Raw genomic sequence first — 16460 nt, 5'->3', positions numbered from 1 at the left:
GAAATGCGGTCGAATGTGGGAGCGAGCCTGCTCGCGAAGAACGATTACACGGTGTCTGTTAATGCCTTGGCCAGAGCTTCAAAACCTGCCAGCAACAACCGATCATCCCCCACCGCATTACACACACTTACCCGAATGAACTGCGGCACCGCTGAATGCCCGACCGCAAACACCTCGGCGGTGGCTACCAGATAGTTGTTTTCCTTCAACTCCGCCGCAATCTGCGACGCCCGCCACAGCTCAGGCACCTCCACCCAGAAATGCGGACTGTAAGGGTGAGTCTTGTAATTCAAACCCTGCAGAACAGGCGCCACCAACGCTTTGCGCCGAGCGATCTCGCTGATCTGCTCGTCCAGCAAACGCTCGGCCATGCCGCTTTCGATCCACAGGCTCGCCACTTCCATCGATAACGGATTGGCCATCCAGCAGGTGGCGCGGATGGCGGCATTCAAACGTCCGATCAACGCTTGCGGCGCGTGCAGATAACCAACGCGCAAACCCGCTGAAACAGCCTTGCTCAAACTGCCGATCAGCACTGAACGCTCCGGCGCAAAATAACTGAGCGGCAACGGGCGCTGGCGGTCCAGTACTGCGTGGGCTTCATCTTCGATGATCAACAAATTGTGCTGGCGACAGAGCTCGGCGAGCGCCTCGCGCCGTGGGATCGACATCACAGCGGCTGTAGGATTCTGGATCGTTGGGGTGCAATACAGCGCTGAAACACGATGCTGACGGCAAATGTCCTCCAGCGCCGACGGTAAAAGCCCTTCGTCGTCCATCGCCGCGCCAAGGAGTTTTATCCCGAGCTGGCGTGCGACGCCGATCAATCCCGGGTAGGACAGATGCTCGGTCACAACGGTGTCGCCGGCCTTGAGCAAGCCCATCAATGCGCACAACAGACCATGCTGACCACCGTTGACGCACAACACCTGATCGACGTGCGGGACAAACGCCCCGTGCTGCAGCCAGACCGCACCCGCCAATCGGTGCCGTGCCAGCCCACCTTCAGCGGTGTACCCGGTCAACTGCTGTAACACCCGCGGATCGCTGGCCAGCTCCTGCAGGCTCTGGCTCATGAACGCCGCTTCTTGCGCTGGAATCGGTTGATTGCGGCTCATGTCGAAACAGGCTGACGGCTCATCACTGACATTGCGAAAGCCTTTGTCCTGCGGCCGCTCCATCCCGCGCTGACGCACATAGGTGCCATCTCCTACGCGAGCCACCACCAATCCGACACGCTCAAGTTCACCGTAGGCACGGCTGATGGTGCCGATGGTCACCCCCAGGCTGTCCGCCAGCAAACGGTGCGGCGGCAACTTGCATCCCGCATCGATGACGCCCTCATCGATGGCTTGCGCGACTGCATCCGCCAGACGTTTGTACTTCACACCCACGCCGTTGACGAGGCCATCGCGAAGGATTGACACCATGGCAATACTTACTTTGACAGTCATTATCACCCCGAATAGCGTGCTTGAAACAGGTTCAATCAGGAATAGACCGTTTCCGCGATCAGGTCAATTCCACCGTTCGGAGCACGCCGCATGTCGACCGCCGTCAGCACACCGATGAACATCAGCAAACCCTGGCTCGCCGGATTGATCACCAGCACCTTGTTTCTGATCGTCTGCCTGAGTTGGGGCACGACGTGGCTGGGTATCAAGATTGCGGTGGAAAGCGTGCCACCGCTGACCGCCGCCGGGCTGCGTTTTCTGATCGCTTTTCCGCTGTTCCTGAGCTTCGCGCTGTTGCGCAAGGAACCGCTGTTTTTTCCAAAGCAAAGTAGCTGGTTCTTTGTGTTCGTCACGCTGTCGTATTTCAGCCTGCCCTACTACCTGCTCAACTACGGCGAGATGCACGTGTCATCGGGCCTGACCGCCCTGCTGTTCAGTTGCATGCCAGTTTTTATCCTGCTGTTCTCGGCGCTGTTTCTGCGCGAGAAAATCTACCCGTCGCAAATGCTCGGCATCGCGATTGGCTTTGGCAGTCTGTTCATGATTATTCGCAGTCAGGGTCTGCATCTGGATCAGGCGGAATGGCTTGGCGTACTGGCAATTCTGTGTGCAGCGGTGATGCATGCGCTGTGCTACGTGGTGACGAAAAAACACGGCAGCGCGATCAGCGTGATCACCTACAACACGCTGCCGATCGGCATTGCCGGCCTGATGTTATTTATTGTCGGTCTGAGCATTGAGACGCCGGCGTTCAGTGACGTCAGCGCCCGCTCGTGGGGCGCCCTGCTGTATCTCGGGTTGGTGGCATCGGTGGGTGGATTCATCGTTTACTTTTTGCTGCTTAAACGCTTGAGCCCGATCATCCTGTCGTTCGTGTTTATCATTTTCCCGGTGTTCGCCGTGATCATCGGCGCCTGGTACGAAGGGCAAACCCTGTCCCGGGAACTGATGATCTATTCGGCGATTTTGTTGAGCGGTTTTGCGATTAGCAAATTGCCTGTGGAAAAGTGGTTCAGATAACCAACATATCCACAAAGCGGTTGACCGGGGTGGCTTCGAGCCGCGCCTGATCCTTGCACAACGCAAAGATCTCGCCGCTGCGTTGGCCGGTGAAGCGCGTGGCCAGATTGGCTTTGAATTTGTCTTCGAGTAACGGAATACCCTCGGCACGACGGCGACGATGGCCGATCGGGTATTCCACCACGACGTTTTCGGTGCTGCTGCCGTCCTTGAAAAACACTTGTACGGCGTTGGCGATCGAACGTTTGTCGGCCTCGAGATACTCGCGGGTGAAACGTGGCTCTTCGACGATGACCATTTTTTCGCGCAGCACATCAATGACTGGATGCGCCCGGTGGAAATCGTCTTCGTACTGCTCGGCGACCAGATTGCCGAACGCCAGCGGCACGGCGGTCATGTACTGGATGCAGTGGTCACGGTCGGCGGCGTTGGCCAGCGGCCCGACCTTGGAAATGATGCGGATCGCCGATTCGTGGGTGGTGATGACGATACGGTCGATCTCGTGCAGACGATTGCGCACCTGCGGGTGCAAGGTCACCGCCGCTTCGCAGGCGGTTTGCGCGTGGAACTCGGCGGGAAAGCTGATTTTGAACAGGACGTTTTCCATCACGTAACTGCCGAACGGCCGCGAAAAACTGAAAGCGCGTTTATCTTCCGGTTTCAGCGCCAGATCGCTATTGGTGTGGCTGAACAGTACGTCATAAAAGCCCCACTGTTTCGCAGTCAGCACGCCGGGAATACCCATTTCGCCGCGCATGGCGATGTCGGCCAGACGCACGCCACGACTCGTCGCATCCCCCGCCGCCCAGGACTTTCTAGAGCCGGCATTCGGCGCATGACGATAGGTGCGCAGCGCCTGACCATCGGCGAACGCATGGGAAAGCGCCGACAACAATTGCTCGCGATTGGCGCCCATCAGTTTGGCGGTAACGGCGGTCGAGGCGACTTTCACCAGAATGACGTGATCGAGTCCTACACGATTGAAGGAGTTATCCAGAGCAATCACGCCTTGAATCTCGTGGGCCATGATCATCGCTTCCAGCACATCGCGAATCGTCAGCGGCGCTTCAGCATTGGCCAGACGCTTCTGCGAGAGGTGATCGGCCACCGCAAGAATGCCGCCCAGGTTGTCCGATGGATGGCCCCACTCGGCGGCGAGCCAGGTGTCGTTGTAGTCGAGCCAACGGACGATGCAGCCGATGTCCCACGCGGCTTTCACTGGGTCGAGGCGATAAGACGTACCCGGGACTCGCGCACCAAACGGCACGACGGTGCCTTCGACGATTGGGCCAAGATGCTTGGTGCATTCGGGAAAGCGCAGTGCCAGCAGGCCGCAGCCCAGCGTGTCCATCAGGCAGTTGCGGGCGGTGTCGAGAGCTTCGGTGGAGGTGACTTTGAAGGTGAGGACGTAGTCGGCGATGTCCTGCAGGACATGGTCGTAGTCGGGGCGGTTGTTCAGGTCGACGTTGGCGCTCATTGCGGTTCTCCTGTGCGGGAATGATGAGTGGGTGCGGTCTTCCTCAGGGCTTGGCGGGTTTGGTCTGGGTGATTGCAGGTCTGGGGTGCCTGCTCTTTTTGTGTTTCTTCAGTCGGAGGCCCCTCACCCTAGCCCTCTCCCGAGGGAGAGGGAACTGATTGGGGGATGCTGTGGAGGTTCACCGACGTGAACGATCGCCATTGAATCCATAATCGATCTGGTCAATGCACAATTTCAAACACCTCGGTCGGCCCCTCAATCCATAATCGACTCGTTCTTTCAGGTCGATGTACAACCCCAGACACCTCGGTCGGCCCCTTGAACCCATAATCGACTCGATCTTTCAGGTCGATGTACTACTCCAGACACCTCGGTCGGCCCCCTCTCCCTCTGGGAGAGGGCTGGGGTGAGGGTGAAAAATCTCAAATCAGAAAGAATCACCCGGGATGCGCACGTAGCCTTCCATGAGAACGCGTGCGCTACGGCTCATGATGGCTTTCTTCACCACCCACTCGCCGTTTTCCAGACTGGCTTCAGCGCCAACACGCAACGTTCCGGACGGATGTCCGAAGCGCACGGCATTCCGTTCAACGCCACCCGCTGCAAGGTTCACCAACGTGCCGGAAATCGCTGCCGCCGTACCAATCGCCACCGCCGCCGTGCCCATCATCGCGTGGTGCAACTTGCCCATCGACAACGCACGTACCAGCAAATCCACATCACCAGCGCCAACCGCTTTGCCACTCGACGCCACGTAATCTGCAGGCTTGGCGACAAACGCGACTTTCGGCGTGTGCTGCCGCTTGGCCGCTTCGTCCAGATTGGAGATCAGGCCCATGCGCAGCGCGCCATAAGCCCGAATCTTCTCGAACATCTGCAGCGCTTGCGGATCGCTGTTGATCGCACTTTGCAGCTCAGTGCCGGTATAACCAATGTCTGCGGCGTTGACGAAAATCGTCGGGATGCCGGCGTTGATCATGGTCGCCTTGAACGTGCCAACGCCCGGCACTTCCAGCTCATCGATCAGGTTGCCGGTAGGAAACATCGAACCACCGCCGCCCTCTTCTTCCGCCGCCGGATCCATGAATTCGACTTGCACTTCTGCGGCCGGAAAGGTCACGCCGTCGAGCTCGAAATCACCGGTTTCCTGCACTTCGCCGTTGGTGATCGGCACGTGGGCGATGATCGTCTTGCCGATGTTGGCCTGCCACACGCGCACCACTGCTACACCGTTGTGCGGAATGCGGCTGGCGTCGACCAGACCGTTGCTGATGGCGAACGAACCGACCGCAGCCGAGAGGTTGCCGCAGTTGCCGCTCCAGTCCACAAAGGGCTTGTCGATGGAGACCTGACCGAACAGGTAATCGACGTCGTGATCAGCCTTTATGCTTTTCGACAGAATCACGGTTTTGCTGGTGCTTGAAGTCGCGCCGCCCATGCCGTCGATCTGCTTGTCGTACGGGTCGGGACTGCCGATCACGCGCAGCAATAAAGCGTCGCGAACCGGGCCGGGAATCTGCGCCGCTTCGGGCAGATCCTTGAGGCTGAAGAACACGCCTTTGCTGGTGCCGCCGCGCATGTAGGTGGCGGGGATTTTTATTTGTGGTGCGTGAGCCATATTGCTCCTTACCGAAAGCATGGGACTTAAAATCCCATGCCCGCATCAGTTGATTTAAACGGCAACCGCCGACTCTTCAAGGAAGTCCTGAGCGAAGCGCTGCAACACGCCGCCGGCCTCGTAGATCGATACTTCTTCAGCGGTATCCAGACGGCAGGTCACCGGCACGTCAACGCGCTCGCCGTTCTTGCGATGGATCACCAGCGTCAGGTCCGCGCGCGGTTTGCGCTCGCCGATCACGTCATAGGTTTCGCTGCCATCGATGGCCAACGTATGACGGTCCGTGCCCGGCTTGAACTCCAGCGGCAACACGCCCATGCCCACCAGGTTGGTGCGGTGAATGCGCTCGAAACCTTCAGCGGCAATCGCCTCGACACCGGCCAGACGCACGCCTTTCGCCGCCCAGTCGCGGGACGAACCCTGACCGTAATCGGCGCCGGCAATGATGATCAGCGGCTGCTTGCGTTCCATGTAGGTTTCGATGGCTTCCCACATGCGCATCACTTTGCCTTCCGGCTCGACACGCGCCAGCGAACCCTGTTTGACCTTGCCGTTTTCCACGACCATTTCATTGAACAGTTTCGGGTTGGCAAACGTTGCGCGCTGCGCGGTCAAGTGGTCGCCACGGTGCGTGGCGTAAGAGTTGAAGTCCTCTTCCGGCAGGCCCATTTTCGCCAAGTATTCGCCGGCAGCGCTGTCGAGCATGATCGCGTTGGACGGCGACAGGTGGTCGGTGGTGATGTTGTCCGGCAGCACCGCCAGCGGGCGCATGCCCTTAAGCGGACGTGCGCCGGCCAGCGCGCCTTCCCAGTACGGCGGACGGCGGATGTAAGTGCTCATTTCGCGCCAGTCGTACAGCGGCGTGACTTTCGGGCCGGTGTCTTCGTGGACGGCGAACATCGGAATGTAGACCTGACGGAACTGCTCAGGCTTGACCGAAGATTTCACCACGGCGTCGATTTCTTCGTCGCTCGGCCAGATGTCTTTCAGGCGGATTTCTTTGCCGTCCACGACACCGAGCACGTCTTTTTCGATATCGAAGCGGATGGTCCCGGCAATCGCATAGGCGACCACCAGCGGCGGCGAAGCGAGGAACGCTTGCTTGGCGTACGGGTGGATGCGGCCGTCGAAGTTGCGGTTGCCCGAGAGCACGGCGGTCGCATACAGATCGCGGTCGATGATCTCCTGCTGGATCACCGGATCGAGCGCACCGGACATGCCGTTGCAGGTAGTGCAAGCGAAAGCGACGACACCGAATCCGAGCTGCTCCAGCTCCGTGGTCAGCCCTGCTTCGTCGAGATACAGCGCCACGGTTTTCGAGCCCGGCGCCAGCGAGGATTTCACCCATGGCTTGCGGGTCAGGCCGAGCTTGTTGGCGTTGCGCGCGAGCAGGCCGGCGGCTATGACGTTGCGCGGGTTGCTGGTGTTGGTGCAACTGGTGATGGCGGCGATGATCACCGCACCGTCGGGCATTTGCCCCGGCACATCATCCCACTGACCGGAGATGCCTTTGGCGGCCAGATCCGACACCGCGACGCGGGCGTGCGGGTTGCTCGGGCCGGCCATGTTGCGCACCACCGAGGACAGATCGAAGCTCAGCCCGCGCTCGTATTGCGCGCCTTTCAGGCTGTCTGCCCACAGGCCGGTGAGCTTGGCGTACTGCTCGACCAACTGCACTTGCTGGTCTTCGCGACCGGTGAGTTTCAGGTAATCGATGGTTTGCTGATCGATGTAGAACATCGCCGCCGTGGCGCCGTATTCCGGGGCCATGTTGGAGATGGTCGCGCGGTCGCCAAGGGTCAGCGCCGCTGCGCCTTCGCCGAAGAATTCCAGCCATGCGCCGACGACTTTCTGTTTGCGCAGGTATTCGGTCAGCGCCAGCACCATGTCGGTGGCGGTGATGCCCGGTTGCAGCTTGCCGGTCAATTCGACGCCGACGCTTTCCGGCAGGCGCATCCACGAGGCGCGACCGAGCATCACGCTCTCGGCTTCGAGACCGCCAACGCCGATGGCAATCACGCCCAAAGCATCGACGTGCGGGGTGTGGCTGTCGGTGCCGACGCAAGTGTCGGGGAACGCCACGCCCTCACGCACCTGGATCACCGGAGACATTTTCTCCAGGTTGATCTGGTGCATGATGCCGTTGCCCGGTGGGATCACGTCAACGTTCTTGAAGGCCTTTTTGGTCCAGTTGATGAAGTGGAAACGGTCTTCGTTGCGACGGTCTTCGATGGCGCGGTTTTTCTCGAACGCCTGCTTGTCGAAACCGCCTGCCTCCACTGCCAGCGAGTGGTCGACGATCAATTGCGTCGGCACTACCGGGTTGACCTGCGCCGGGTCACCGCCCTGCAAGGCGATCGCGTCGCGCAGGCCAGCGAGGTCGACCAGCGCGGTCTGACCGAGAATGTCGTGGCAAACCACACGCGCCGGAAACCACGGGAAGTCGAGGTCGCGTTTGCGTTCGATCAGTTGCTTGAGGGAATCGGTAAGCGTGGCCGGGTCGCAGCGACGCACGAGGTTTTCCGCCAGCACGCGGGAGGTGTACGGCAGGGTGTCGTAACTGCCGGGCTGAATCGCTTCGACCGCCGCACGGGCGTCGAAATAATCCAGAGGGCTGCCGGGCAGGGTTTTGCGAAATTCTGTGTTCATCGGGTCAGGACTCGGGTCACGGTAGTTTCAAAGGGTGGCTGACACAAACCTGAGTTACACACCATCCACTGTGGGAGCGAGCCTGCTCGCGAAAGCGGTAGATCAGTCGACATCGATGGTGAATGTCAGTCCGTCTTCGCGAGCAGGCTCGCTCCCACAGGGTCTAGCGGTGTTTTCCGGGATCGCGTCAGCTCACCATTTCAGCGACGTTCGATTGGCACGAACTTGCGCTGTTCGACGCCGACGTACTCGGCGCTTGGACGGATGATGCGGTTGTTGGCGCGTTGTTCGAACACATGCGCAGCCCAGCCAGTCAGGCGCGAGCAGACGAAGATCGGCGTGAACAGCTTGGTCGGGATGCCCATGAAGTGGTACGCCGAGGCATGGTAGAAATCGGCGTTGGGGAACAGTTTTTTCTGCTCCCACATGGTCTTGTCGATGGCTTCGGAAACCGGGAACAGCACTTTGTCGCCGACTTCATCCGCGAGTTTTTTCGACCAGCCCTTGATCACCTCGTTGCGCGGATCGCTGTCCTTATAGATCGCGTGGCCGAAGCCCATGATCTTGTCCTTGCGCTCAAGCATGCCGAGGGTGCCTTTGATCGCCTCTTCCGGCGACGAGAAGCGCTCGATCATTTCCATCGCTGCTTCATTGGCGCCGCCGTGCAACGGACCGCGCAGCGAACCAATAGCGGCAGTGACGCAGGAATACAGATCGGACAGCGTCGATGCACAAACACGGGCGGTGAAGGTCGAGGCGTTGAATTCGTGCTCGGCATAAAGGATCAGCGAGACGTTCATCACTTTCACGTGCAGTTCGCTCGGCTTCTTGTCGTGCAGCAAGTGCAGGAAGTGGCCGCCGATGGTCGGCTCGTCGCTGACGCAGTTGATGCGTTTGCCGTCGTGGCTGAAGCGATACCAGTAGCACATGATCGCCGGGAATGCGGCCAGCAAGCGGTCAGTTTTGTCGCGCTGTTCGGAGAAGTCTTTCTCCGGCTCGAGGTTGCCGAGGAACGAGCAACCGGTGCGCATCACGTCCATCGGGTGGGCGTCGGCGGGGATGCGTTCGAGCACTTCTTTCAGCGCTTGCGGCAGGTCGCGCAGCTTGCTCAGTTTGCCTTGGTATTCGTCGAGTTGCGCCTTCGTCGGCAGCTCGCCGTAGAGCAGCAGGTAAGCGACTTCTTCAAATTGCGCATCGGCAGCGAGTTCGCGCACGTCGTAACCGCGATAGGTCAGCCCGGCACCGGCCTGGCCCACGGTGGACAGTGCGGTTTGCCCGGCGACCTGGCCACGGAGCCCGGCGCCACTGAGTACTTTTGCTTCGGCCATTGTGTTCTCCAATCTTGAATTTGTTAGGGAGTGTGGCGAAAAGATCGCAGCCTCGTTGCACTCGACAGCTCCTACAGGGAGCTGTGTAGAAGCTGCCGCAGGCTGCGATCTTTTGATCTTTATTTCTTGGCGGCAAACAACGCATCGAGTTTCTGCTCGAAGGTGTGGTAATCGATGCGATCGTAAAGCTCCATGCGAGTCTGCATGGTGTCGATGACATTCTGCTGCGTGCCGTCGCGACGGATCGCGGTGTAAACGTTTTCGGCAGCCTTGTTCATCGCGCGGAACGCCGACAGTGGATAGAGCACCAGCGACACGTCGGCGCCGGCCAGTTGCTCGGTGGTGTACAGCGGTGTCGAACCGAACTCGGTGATGTTGGCCAGAATCGGCGCTTTCACACGGTTGGCGAACAGCTTGTACATCTCCAGCTCAGTGATCGCTTCCGGGAAGATCATGTCAGCGCCAGCCTCGATGCACGCCGCTGCGCGATCGAGTGCCGATTCCAGACCTTCCACCGCCAGCGCATCGGTGCGCGCCATGATCACGAAGCTGTCATCGGTGCGGGCATCGACGGCGGCTTTGATGCGGTCGACCATTTCCTGCTGGCTGACGATCTCTTTATTAGGACGGTGGCCACAGCGCTTGGCGCCGACCTGATCCTCGATGTGAATCGCCGCCGCGCCGAACTTGATCATCGATTTGACCGTGCGCGCGACGTTGAATGCCGAGGAACCGAAACCGGTGTCGACGTCGACCAGCAGCGGCAGATCGCAAACGTCGGTGATGCGGCGCACGTCGGTCAGCACGTCATCCAGACCGGTGATGCCCAGATCCGGCACGCCGAGCGAGCCTGCAGCCACCCCGCCACCGGACAGGTAGATCGCCTTGAAACCGGCGCGTTTGGCCAGCAGCGCGTGGTTGGCGTTGATTGCGCCGACCACCTGCAATGGATGCTCGCTGGCGACCGCATCGCGGAAACGCTGGCCTGGAGTGCTGTGCTTGGAACTCATGACTCACCTCGTTCAGTGGCTGTCTTATTGTGGGCGCCGTCCTGGTAATGACGGGCGATGTTGCGTTTCGAGGCGCCGATGTGACGGCGCATCAACAATTCCGCGAGCTCGCCGTCACGGTCGGCGATGGCATCGAGAATCCGGTGGTGTTCGGCGAAGGCTTGGCGCGGGCGGTTCGGCGTGGTGGAAAACTGGATGCGGTACATGCGCACCAGTTGATACAACTCGCCGCAGAGCATCTGCGTCAGCGTGCGGTTGCCGCTGCCCTGGATGATCCGGTAGTGGAAGTCGAAATCACCTTCCTGCTGGTAATAGCCGACACCGGCCTGAAACGCCGCATCGCGCTCATGTGTTTCCAGCACCCGGCGCAGTTCGTCGATTTCTTCGACGCTCATGCGTTCGGCTGCCAAACGGCAGGCCATGCCTTCGAGGGATTCGCGGATTTCGTAGAGTTCGAGCAATTCGGCGTGGCTGAGCGACACCACCCGCGCGCCGACGTGCGGTACCCGCACCAACAGGCGCTGGCCTTCCAGACGGTGGATCGCCTCCCGCAATGGCCCCCGGCTGATGCCGTAGGTGCGCGCCAGCTCCGGCTCGGAGATCTTGCTGCCCGGGGCGATCTCGCCTTTGACGATAGCCGCTTGAATGCGCCGGAAGACGTTTTCCGAAAGTGTCTCGGAATCGTCGCCGCTGATGACCGGGGGATCGAGTTGATCCAGCATGATTGTCGACACCTTTAAATCCGATGCGGCAAAAACTAGCCAATTAGCCCGCATCAGTCAAAGGATAAATAGGTATTGTCGACAATCGTCTAATAACCGTAGGCAATCTCCCATTGGTCGATTAATCCCTGTGGGAGCGAGCCTGCTCGCGAAAGCGTACTGTCAGTCAGCATCTGCATGGGATGACGCACCGCCTTCGCGAGCAGGCTCGCTCCCACAGGGTTCCCAAAGGGGTATAGACCGGCTCGGGCGCTGGCGCCATAAAACCACCGTGCTAGAATGCCGCCCGCATTTGCTGGCCATTTGTACGGCTTGTCATAAAAAGCTGCCAGGCACACGAAGGGTCTTGCGCAAGTATTGCCAAGGACCTGAACCGAAAACGGAACGCTGCGCACCAGGATTTATGAGACTCAAGCCCTTCCCCACATTTTTTGCCCTGTTTTGCCTGCCCGGCCTCGCCGCCGCGGGGGAGAAAACCGTGTACGGCCTCAACGAATACGCTTCGCTTGACGGCATCAACCTCGAAGTCGCGGCCAAACTCGACACGGGCGCGAAAACCGCCTCGCTGAGTGCCCGCGACATCAAACGCTTTAAACGCAACGGTGAGTCCTGGGTACGTTTCTACCTGGCGATAGACGCTGCGCATTCACACCCGATCGAACGGCCGCTGGCCCGGGTCAGCAAGATCAAGCGCCGTGCTGGCGACTACGACCCGGAAGAAGGCAAGAAGTACACCGCCCGTCCGGTGATCGAGCTGGATATCTGCATGGGATCAGCGATGCGCAGCATCGAAGTGAACCTGACCGACCGAAGTGCGTTCCAATATCCGCTTTTGATTGGCTCCGAGGCGCTTAAACGCTTCGACGCGCTGGTCGATCCAAGTCTTAAATACGCTGCCGGCAAACCCGCCTGCACCATCGCCGCTCATACCGCCGAGTAATTTCCATGCGTTCTCTAACCTTCCACCTGAAAATCCTGATCACCATTCTGGTGCTGCTGGGCGTTTCGGTTACGGCCTATCAGATTTTCGTGCTCGGCATCCCGGTAACCGAAGACGCCACCGACGACTTGTGGAACATCGACGCCAAGGTCGAGTTCGTCGCCAGCACCAAGGATCCGGTGAAGATCCAGATGTTCGTGCCACCGTTGAGTCGCGATTACGTCAGCCTCAACGAGAGCTTTATCTCCAATAACTACGGCGTTGCGGTGAACCGCGTCGATGGCAACCGCAAGGTCACTTGGTCGGCACGCCGGGCCAAGGGCAACCAGACCCTTTATTACCGTCTGGTGCTGACCAAGCGCTACACCGCGGAAAAAACCAAGATCAAAGGCCCGACCTTCCGCGACAGCATCGCCATCGAAGGCCCGGAGAAAATCGCCGCCGAAGCCCTGCTCGCGCCGATCCGTCAGCACTCGGCCGACGTCGAAACCTTCATCGGCGAAGCGATCAAACGCGTCAACAACCTCAACGATGACAACGTCAAGCTGCTGCTGGCCGGCGATCCGTCGACCGCGCACAAAGCCAAAATAGTCGAGCTGCTGCTGTCCATCGCTCACGTGCCGGTGGAAAAAGTCCACACCATCCGCCTCGTCGCCGACCAGCCGCAAATGCCTGAACTGTGGCTGCGCAGCTTCAACGGCAACGACTGGCTGTACTTCAACCCGGAAACCGGCGAACAAGGCCTGCCGACCGACCGTCTGCTGTGGTGGACTGGCGATGAAAACCTGATCACCGTCGACGGTGGCAAGAAAGCCAACGTGACCTTCAGCCTGAACAACAGCGAGATGAACGCGATTCGTCTGGCCAAGCTGACCGACGAAAACACCGACGCCAACTTCCTCGAATACTCGCTGTACGGCTTGCCGCTGCAGACCCAGCAGACCTTCATGATCATGGTGATGATCCCGATCGGCGTGCTGGTGATCCTGATCCTGCGCAACCTGATCGGCCTGCAGACCCTCGGCACGTTCACCCCGGTGCTGATCGCCCTCGCCTTCCGCGAAACGCAGCTGGGTTTCGGCATTCTGCTGTTTACCGTGATCACCGCGCTGGGCCTGTCGTTACGTTCGTATCTGGAACACCTGAAGCTGCAAATGCTGCCGCGACTCTCGGTGGTGTTGACCTTTGTCGTGGTGTTGATCGCGGCGATCAGCCTGTTCAGCCATAAGCTCGGGCTGGAACGTGGTCTGTCGGTGGCGCTGTTCCCGATGGTGATTCTGACCATGACCATCGAACGCCTGTCGATCACCTGGGAAGAACGTGGTGCCAGCCATGCGATGAAAGTCGCGATTGGTACACTGTTCGCGGCGTCTCTGGCGCACTTGATCATGACCGTGCCTGAGTTGGTCTACTTCGTGTTCACCTTCCCGGCGATCCTGCTGATTCTGGTTGGTTTCATGCTGGCGATGGGGCGTTATCGCGGTTACCGCCTGACCGAACTGGTGCGCTTCAAGGCGTTCCTGAAGAAGGCTGACGCCTGATGTTCGGTTTCTGGAAGACCTGGAAGGCGCTAGAGGCGCGGGGCATCATGGGCATCAATCGGCGTAATGCCGACTACGTGCTCAAGTACAACAAGCGCAGCCTGTACCCGATCGTCGATGACAAGATCATCACCAAGGAACGTGCCATCGAGGCCGGCATTCACGTGCCGGAGTTGTATGGCGTGATCTCCACCGAAAAGGAAATCGACAAGCTCGGCGAGATCATCGGCGGGCGCAGCGACTTCGTGATCAAACCGGCCCAGGGCGCTGGCGGTGACGGCATCATTGTCATCGCCGACCGTTTCGAGGGTCGCTATCGCACGGTGTCGGGCAAGATCCTTGCCCACGAAGAGCTTGAGCATCACATCTCGAGCATCCTCACCGGTTTGTATTCGCTGGGCGGCCACCGCGATCGGGCGCTGATCGAATACCGGGTGACCCCGGACCAGATCTTCAAAAGCATCAGCTACGAAGGCGTGCCGGACATCCGCATCATCGTGTTGATGGGCTATCCGGTGATGGCGATGCTGCGTTTGCCGACCCGGCAGTCCGGCGGCAAGGCCAACCTGCACCAGGGCGCCATCGGCGTCGGCGTGGATCTGGCCACCGGTTTGACGTTGCGCGGCACCTGGCTGAACAACATCATCACCAAACACCCCGACACCACCAACGCGGTGGACGGCGTGCAACTGCCCTACTGGGACGGTTTCATGAAGCTCGCGGCAGGCTGTTATGAGCTGTGCGGGCTGGGCTATATCGGTGTGGACATGGTGCTCGATCAGGAGAAAGGCCCGCTGATTCTCGAGCTCAATGCGCGGCCGGGGCTGAATATCCAGATTGCCAATGACTGTGGGCTGACGTTGCGCACGCACGCGGTGGAAGCGCGACTGGAAGAGCTGAAGGCGCGTGGGGTGACGGAGACGGTTGAAGAGCGGGTTGCGTTTACTCAGGAAATGTTTGGGCATATTCCTGCGGTCGAAGGCTAAGAGCTGAAAAACTAAAAGCCCCTCACCCTAGCCCTCTCCCAGAGGGAGAGGGGACTGACCGAAGTGGATGTTCGAGGTACGCCGACCTGAACGTCTTGAGTCGAACTCAGGCCTTGAAAAGCATGAAGATCGGCTCCCTCCCCCAAGATATCGAGCCGAACCCAAGTTTTGAAAAGCCCCCGATCTGCCCCCTTTCCCCCTCGCCCCCTTGGGGGAGAGGGTTGGGGTGAGGGGGAGGCTTTTGACTTTGATCTGGCATCGGAGAGGACTACAATCCCCTCCCCGCCTCAACGGCCGATCTGCCCCGCCCATGTTGACCTGTTCCGTACACCCGCTGCCCTACCGCGCCAATCCCGCCGACTACTTCGCGGCCATCCGCAACGCGCCCGGCGCCGTACTGCTCGACAGCGGCCGGCCAAGTGCCGACCGTGGTCGTTATGACCTGCTCAGCGCCTGGCCGCTGGAACAACTGGCGGTGTTGCCCGACGAAAGCGGCAATCATTTCCTGCAACGTCTGCGTGACAATCTGAATCGCCTCGGTGAGGCTGATTTGCCAGCAAGTTTCGAGCTTCCATTCGCTGGCGGTTTGATCGGTTACCTGAGCTACGATTTCGGTCGGCACCTGGAAAACCTGCCGAGCCAGGCGTTGGATGATCTGCAATTGCCGGACGCGCGTTTTGGCCTGTACGCCTGGGCACTGATCAGCGATCACCAGATGGCCACCAGCCAATTGGTCTTCCACCCGTCCGTGATCGACGGCGAGAAACAACGCCTGATTGCGTTATTCACTCAGCCACATGCTGATGCGCTGACCCCGTTCAAATTGAACGCCCCGATGACCGCCGACCTCTCGGCCGACGATTACCGCCAAGCCTTCGAACGCATTCAGCACTACATCCAGGCCGGCGATTGCTATCAGGTCAACTTCGCCCAACGCTTCCGCGCTTCGTGCCAGGGCGATCCGTGGCTGGCTTATTGCGCATTGCGCGAAGCCTGCCCGACACCGTTCTCCGGTTTCCAGAGCCTGCCCGAGGGCGGCGCGGTGTTGAGCCTGTCGCCGGAGCGCTTCGTCAAAGTCAGCGAACGCCAGGTGGAAACCCGCCCGATCAAAGGCACCCGCCCTCGCGGCCTGACCCCAGCCGAAGATGCGGCCAACGCCGCCGAACTGCTGGCCAGCCCCAAGGATCGCGCAGAAAACCTGATGATCGTCGACCTGCTGCGCAACGATCTCGGCCGCACCTGCCGCATCGGCTCGGTACGCGTGCCGGAGCTGTTCAGTCTGGAAAGCTATCCGAACGTGCATCACCTGGTCAGCAGCGTCACCGGTGAACTGGCGGATGATCGCGACGCACTGGATTTGATTGCCGGCAGTTTCCCCGGCGGCTCTATCACCGGCGCGCCGAAGATTCGCGCGATGCAGATCATTGATGAGCTGGAACCGACCCGACGCGGTTTGTATTGCGGCTCGTTGCTGTATCTGGACGTACGCGGCGAGATGGACAGCTCCATCGCGATTCGCAGTCTGTTGGTCAAGGATGGGCAAGTGTGCTGCTGGGGCGGTGGCGGGATTGTCGCCGATTCGGATTGGCAGGCGGAGTATCAGGAGTCGATCACCAAAGTCAGAATCCTCCTCGAAACCCTGCAGAACCTTTAAAAGCTATCGCGAGCAGGCTCACTCCTACATTTGGAATGCGATCCCCTGTAGGAGTGAGCCT

12 protein-coding genes are annotated in these 16460 nt (G+C 59.8%); 5 read left to right on the top strand and 7 right to left on the bottom strand.

The annotated features are described in order from the left end of the window. Positions 1-44 precede the first annotated feature (44 nt). Positions 45-1454: an aminotransferase-like domain-containing protein gene (locus CCX46_RS09560; RefSeq protein ID WP_127926485.1), complete on the bottom strand. Its 1410-nt coding sequence runs from the start codon at positions 1452-1454 to the stop codon at positions 45-47. A 114-nt stretch (positions 1455-1568) separates the two neighbouring features. On the opposite strand from CCX46_RS09560, the gene CCX46_RS09555 reads away from it, so the two are divergent. After that, complete coding sequence (locus CCX46_RS09555) at positions 1569-2474, top strand: DMT family transporter (RefSeq protein ID WP_177413896.1); 906 nt, start codon at positions 1569-1571, stop codon at positions 2472-2474. Here CCX46_RS09555 and prpD read toward each other — a convergent pair. The 6 genes from prpD to CCX46_RS09520 form a co-directional block, all read right to left on the bottom strand. Further along, on the bottom strand, positions 2467-3951 hold the full coding sequence (gene prpD / locus CCX46_RS09550) for a 2-methylcitrate dehydratase (protein ID WP_127926483.1): 1485 nt from the start codon (positions 3949-3951) through the stop codon (positions 2467-2469). The two genes, CCX46_RS09555 and prpD, sit on opposite strands and share 8 nt — an antisense overlap. A gap of 427 nt (positions 3952-4378) precedes the next feature. After that, a complete protein-coding gene (gene prpF, locus CCX46_RS09545) occupies positions 4379-5569 on the bottom strand; it encodes a 2-methylaconitate cis-trans isomerase PrpF (protein ID WP_127926482.1) in 1191 nt (396 codons plus the stop codon). A gap of 54 nt (positions 5570-5623) precedes the next feature. Continuing rightward, positions 5624-8218 (bottom strand): Fe/S-dependent 2-methylisocitrate dehydratase AcnD, encoded by a 2595-nt coding sequence (gene acnD / locus CCX46_RS09540; protein WP_127926481.1) that lies wholly within the window; start codon positions 8216-8218, stop codon positions 5624-5626. A gap of 200 nt (positions 8219-8418) precedes the next feature. Further along, positions 8419-9546, bottom strand: coding sequence for a bifunctional 2-methylcitrate synthase/citrate synthase (gene prpC, locus CCX46_RS09530; RefSeq protein ID WP_127926479.1), 1128 nt, complete (start codon positions 9544-9546; stop codon positions 8419-8421). A gap of 119 nt (positions 9547-9665) precedes the next feature. After that, entirely contained in the window at positions 9666-10556 is an 891-nt protein-coding gene (gene prpB / locus CCX46_RS09525; RefSeq protein ID WP_007916432.1) for a methylisocitrate lyase, read from the bottom strand. Further along, positions 10553-11275, bottom strand: coding sequence for a GntR family transcriptional regulator (locus CCX46_RS09520; protein ID WP_172828118.1), 723 nt, complete (start codon positions 11273-11275; stop codon positions 10553-10555). Before CCX46_RS09520 ends, prpB begins: the two co-directional genes overlap by 4 nt. A 406-nt stretch (positions 11276-11681) precedes the next feature. On the opposite strand from CCX46_RS09520, the gene rloA reads away from it, so the two are divergent. From rloA to pabB, 4 genes are all read left to right on the top strand, one after another. After that, on the top strand, positions 11682-12218 hold the full coding sequence (gene rloA, locus CCX46_RS09510; protein WP_016983749.1) for a retropepsin-like aspartic peptidase RloA: 537 nt from the start codon (positions 11682-11684) through the stop codon (positions 12216-12218). 5 nt (positions 12219-12223) lie between these two features. Further along, the gene (gene rloB / locus CCX46_RS09505; RefSeq protein ID WP_008080999.1) at positions 12224-13759 is read left to right on the top strand and encodes an osmotic stress tolerance membrane protein RloB; all 1536 of its coding nucleotides are present in this window, start codon (positions 12224-12226) and stop codon (positions 13757-13759) included. Next, entirely contained in the window at positions 13759-14745 is a 987-nt protein-coding gene (locus CCX46_RS09500; protein WP_016983747.1) for an alpha-L-glutamate ligase-like protein, read from the top strand. Before rloB ends, CCX46_RS09500 begins: the two co-directional genes overlap by 1 nt. 310 nt (positions 14746-15055) lie before the next feature. Then, positions 15056-16399, top strand: a complete 1344-nt coding sequence (pabB, locus tag CCX46_RS09495) for an aminodeoxychorismate synthase component I (protein ID WP_127926477.1) — start codon at positions 15056-15058, stop codon at positions 16397-16399. Positions 16400-16460: the final 61 nt, after the last annotated feature.

The sequence above is a fragment of the Pseudomonas sp. RU47 genome, assembly GCF_004011755.1.
Classification (GTDB): Bacteria; Pseudomonadota; Gammaproteobacteria; order Pseudomonadales; family Pseudomonadaceae; genus Aquipseudomonas.
The sequence above is the reverse complement of the archived record's forward strand: the minus strand, read 5'-3'. Positions and strand labels throughout refer to the sequence as shown.

Coding starts and splice junctions, on each gene's coding strand:
- CCX46_RS09560 (WP_127926485.1), bottom strand. CDS start 1,454: ATGACTGTCAAAGTAAGTATTGCCATGGTGTCAATCCTTCGCGATGGC.
- CCX46_RS09555 (WP_177413896.1), top strand. CDS start 1,569: ATGAACATCAGCAAACCCTGGCTCGCCGGATTGATCACCAGCACCTTG.
- prpD (WP_127926483.1), bottom strand. CDS start 3,951: ATGAGCGCCAACGTCGACCTGAACAACCGCCCCGACTACGACCATGTC.
- prpF (WP_127926482.1), bottom strand. CDS start 5,569: ATGGCTCACGCACCACAAATAAAAATCCCCGCCACCTACATGCGCGGC.
- acnD (WP_127926481.1), bottom strand. CDS start 8,218: ATGAACACAGAATTTCGCAAAACCCTGCCCGGCAGCCCTCTGGATTAT.
- prpC (WP_127926479.1), bottom strand. CDS start 9,546: ATGGCCGAAGCAAAAGTACTCAGTGGCGCCGGGCTCCGTGGCCAGGTC.
- prpB (WP_007916432.1), bottom strand. CDS start 10,556: ATGAGTTCCAAGCACAGCACTCCAGGCCAGCGTTTCCGCGATGCGGTC.
- rloA (WP_016983749.1), top strand. CDS start 11,682: ATGAGACTCAAGCCCTTCCCCACATTTTTTGCCCTGTTTTGCCTGCCC.
- rloB (WP_008080999.1), top strand. CDS start 12,224: ATGCGTTCTCTAACCTTCCACCTGAAAATCCTGATCACCATTCTGGTG.
- CCX46_RS09500 (WP_016983747.1), top strand. CDS start 13,759: ATGTTCGGTTTCTGGAAGACCTGGAAGGCGCTAGAGGCGCGGGGCATC.
- pabB (WP_127926477.1), top strand. CDS start 15,056: ATGTTGACCTGTTCCGTACACCCGCTGCCCTACCGCGCCAATCCCGCC.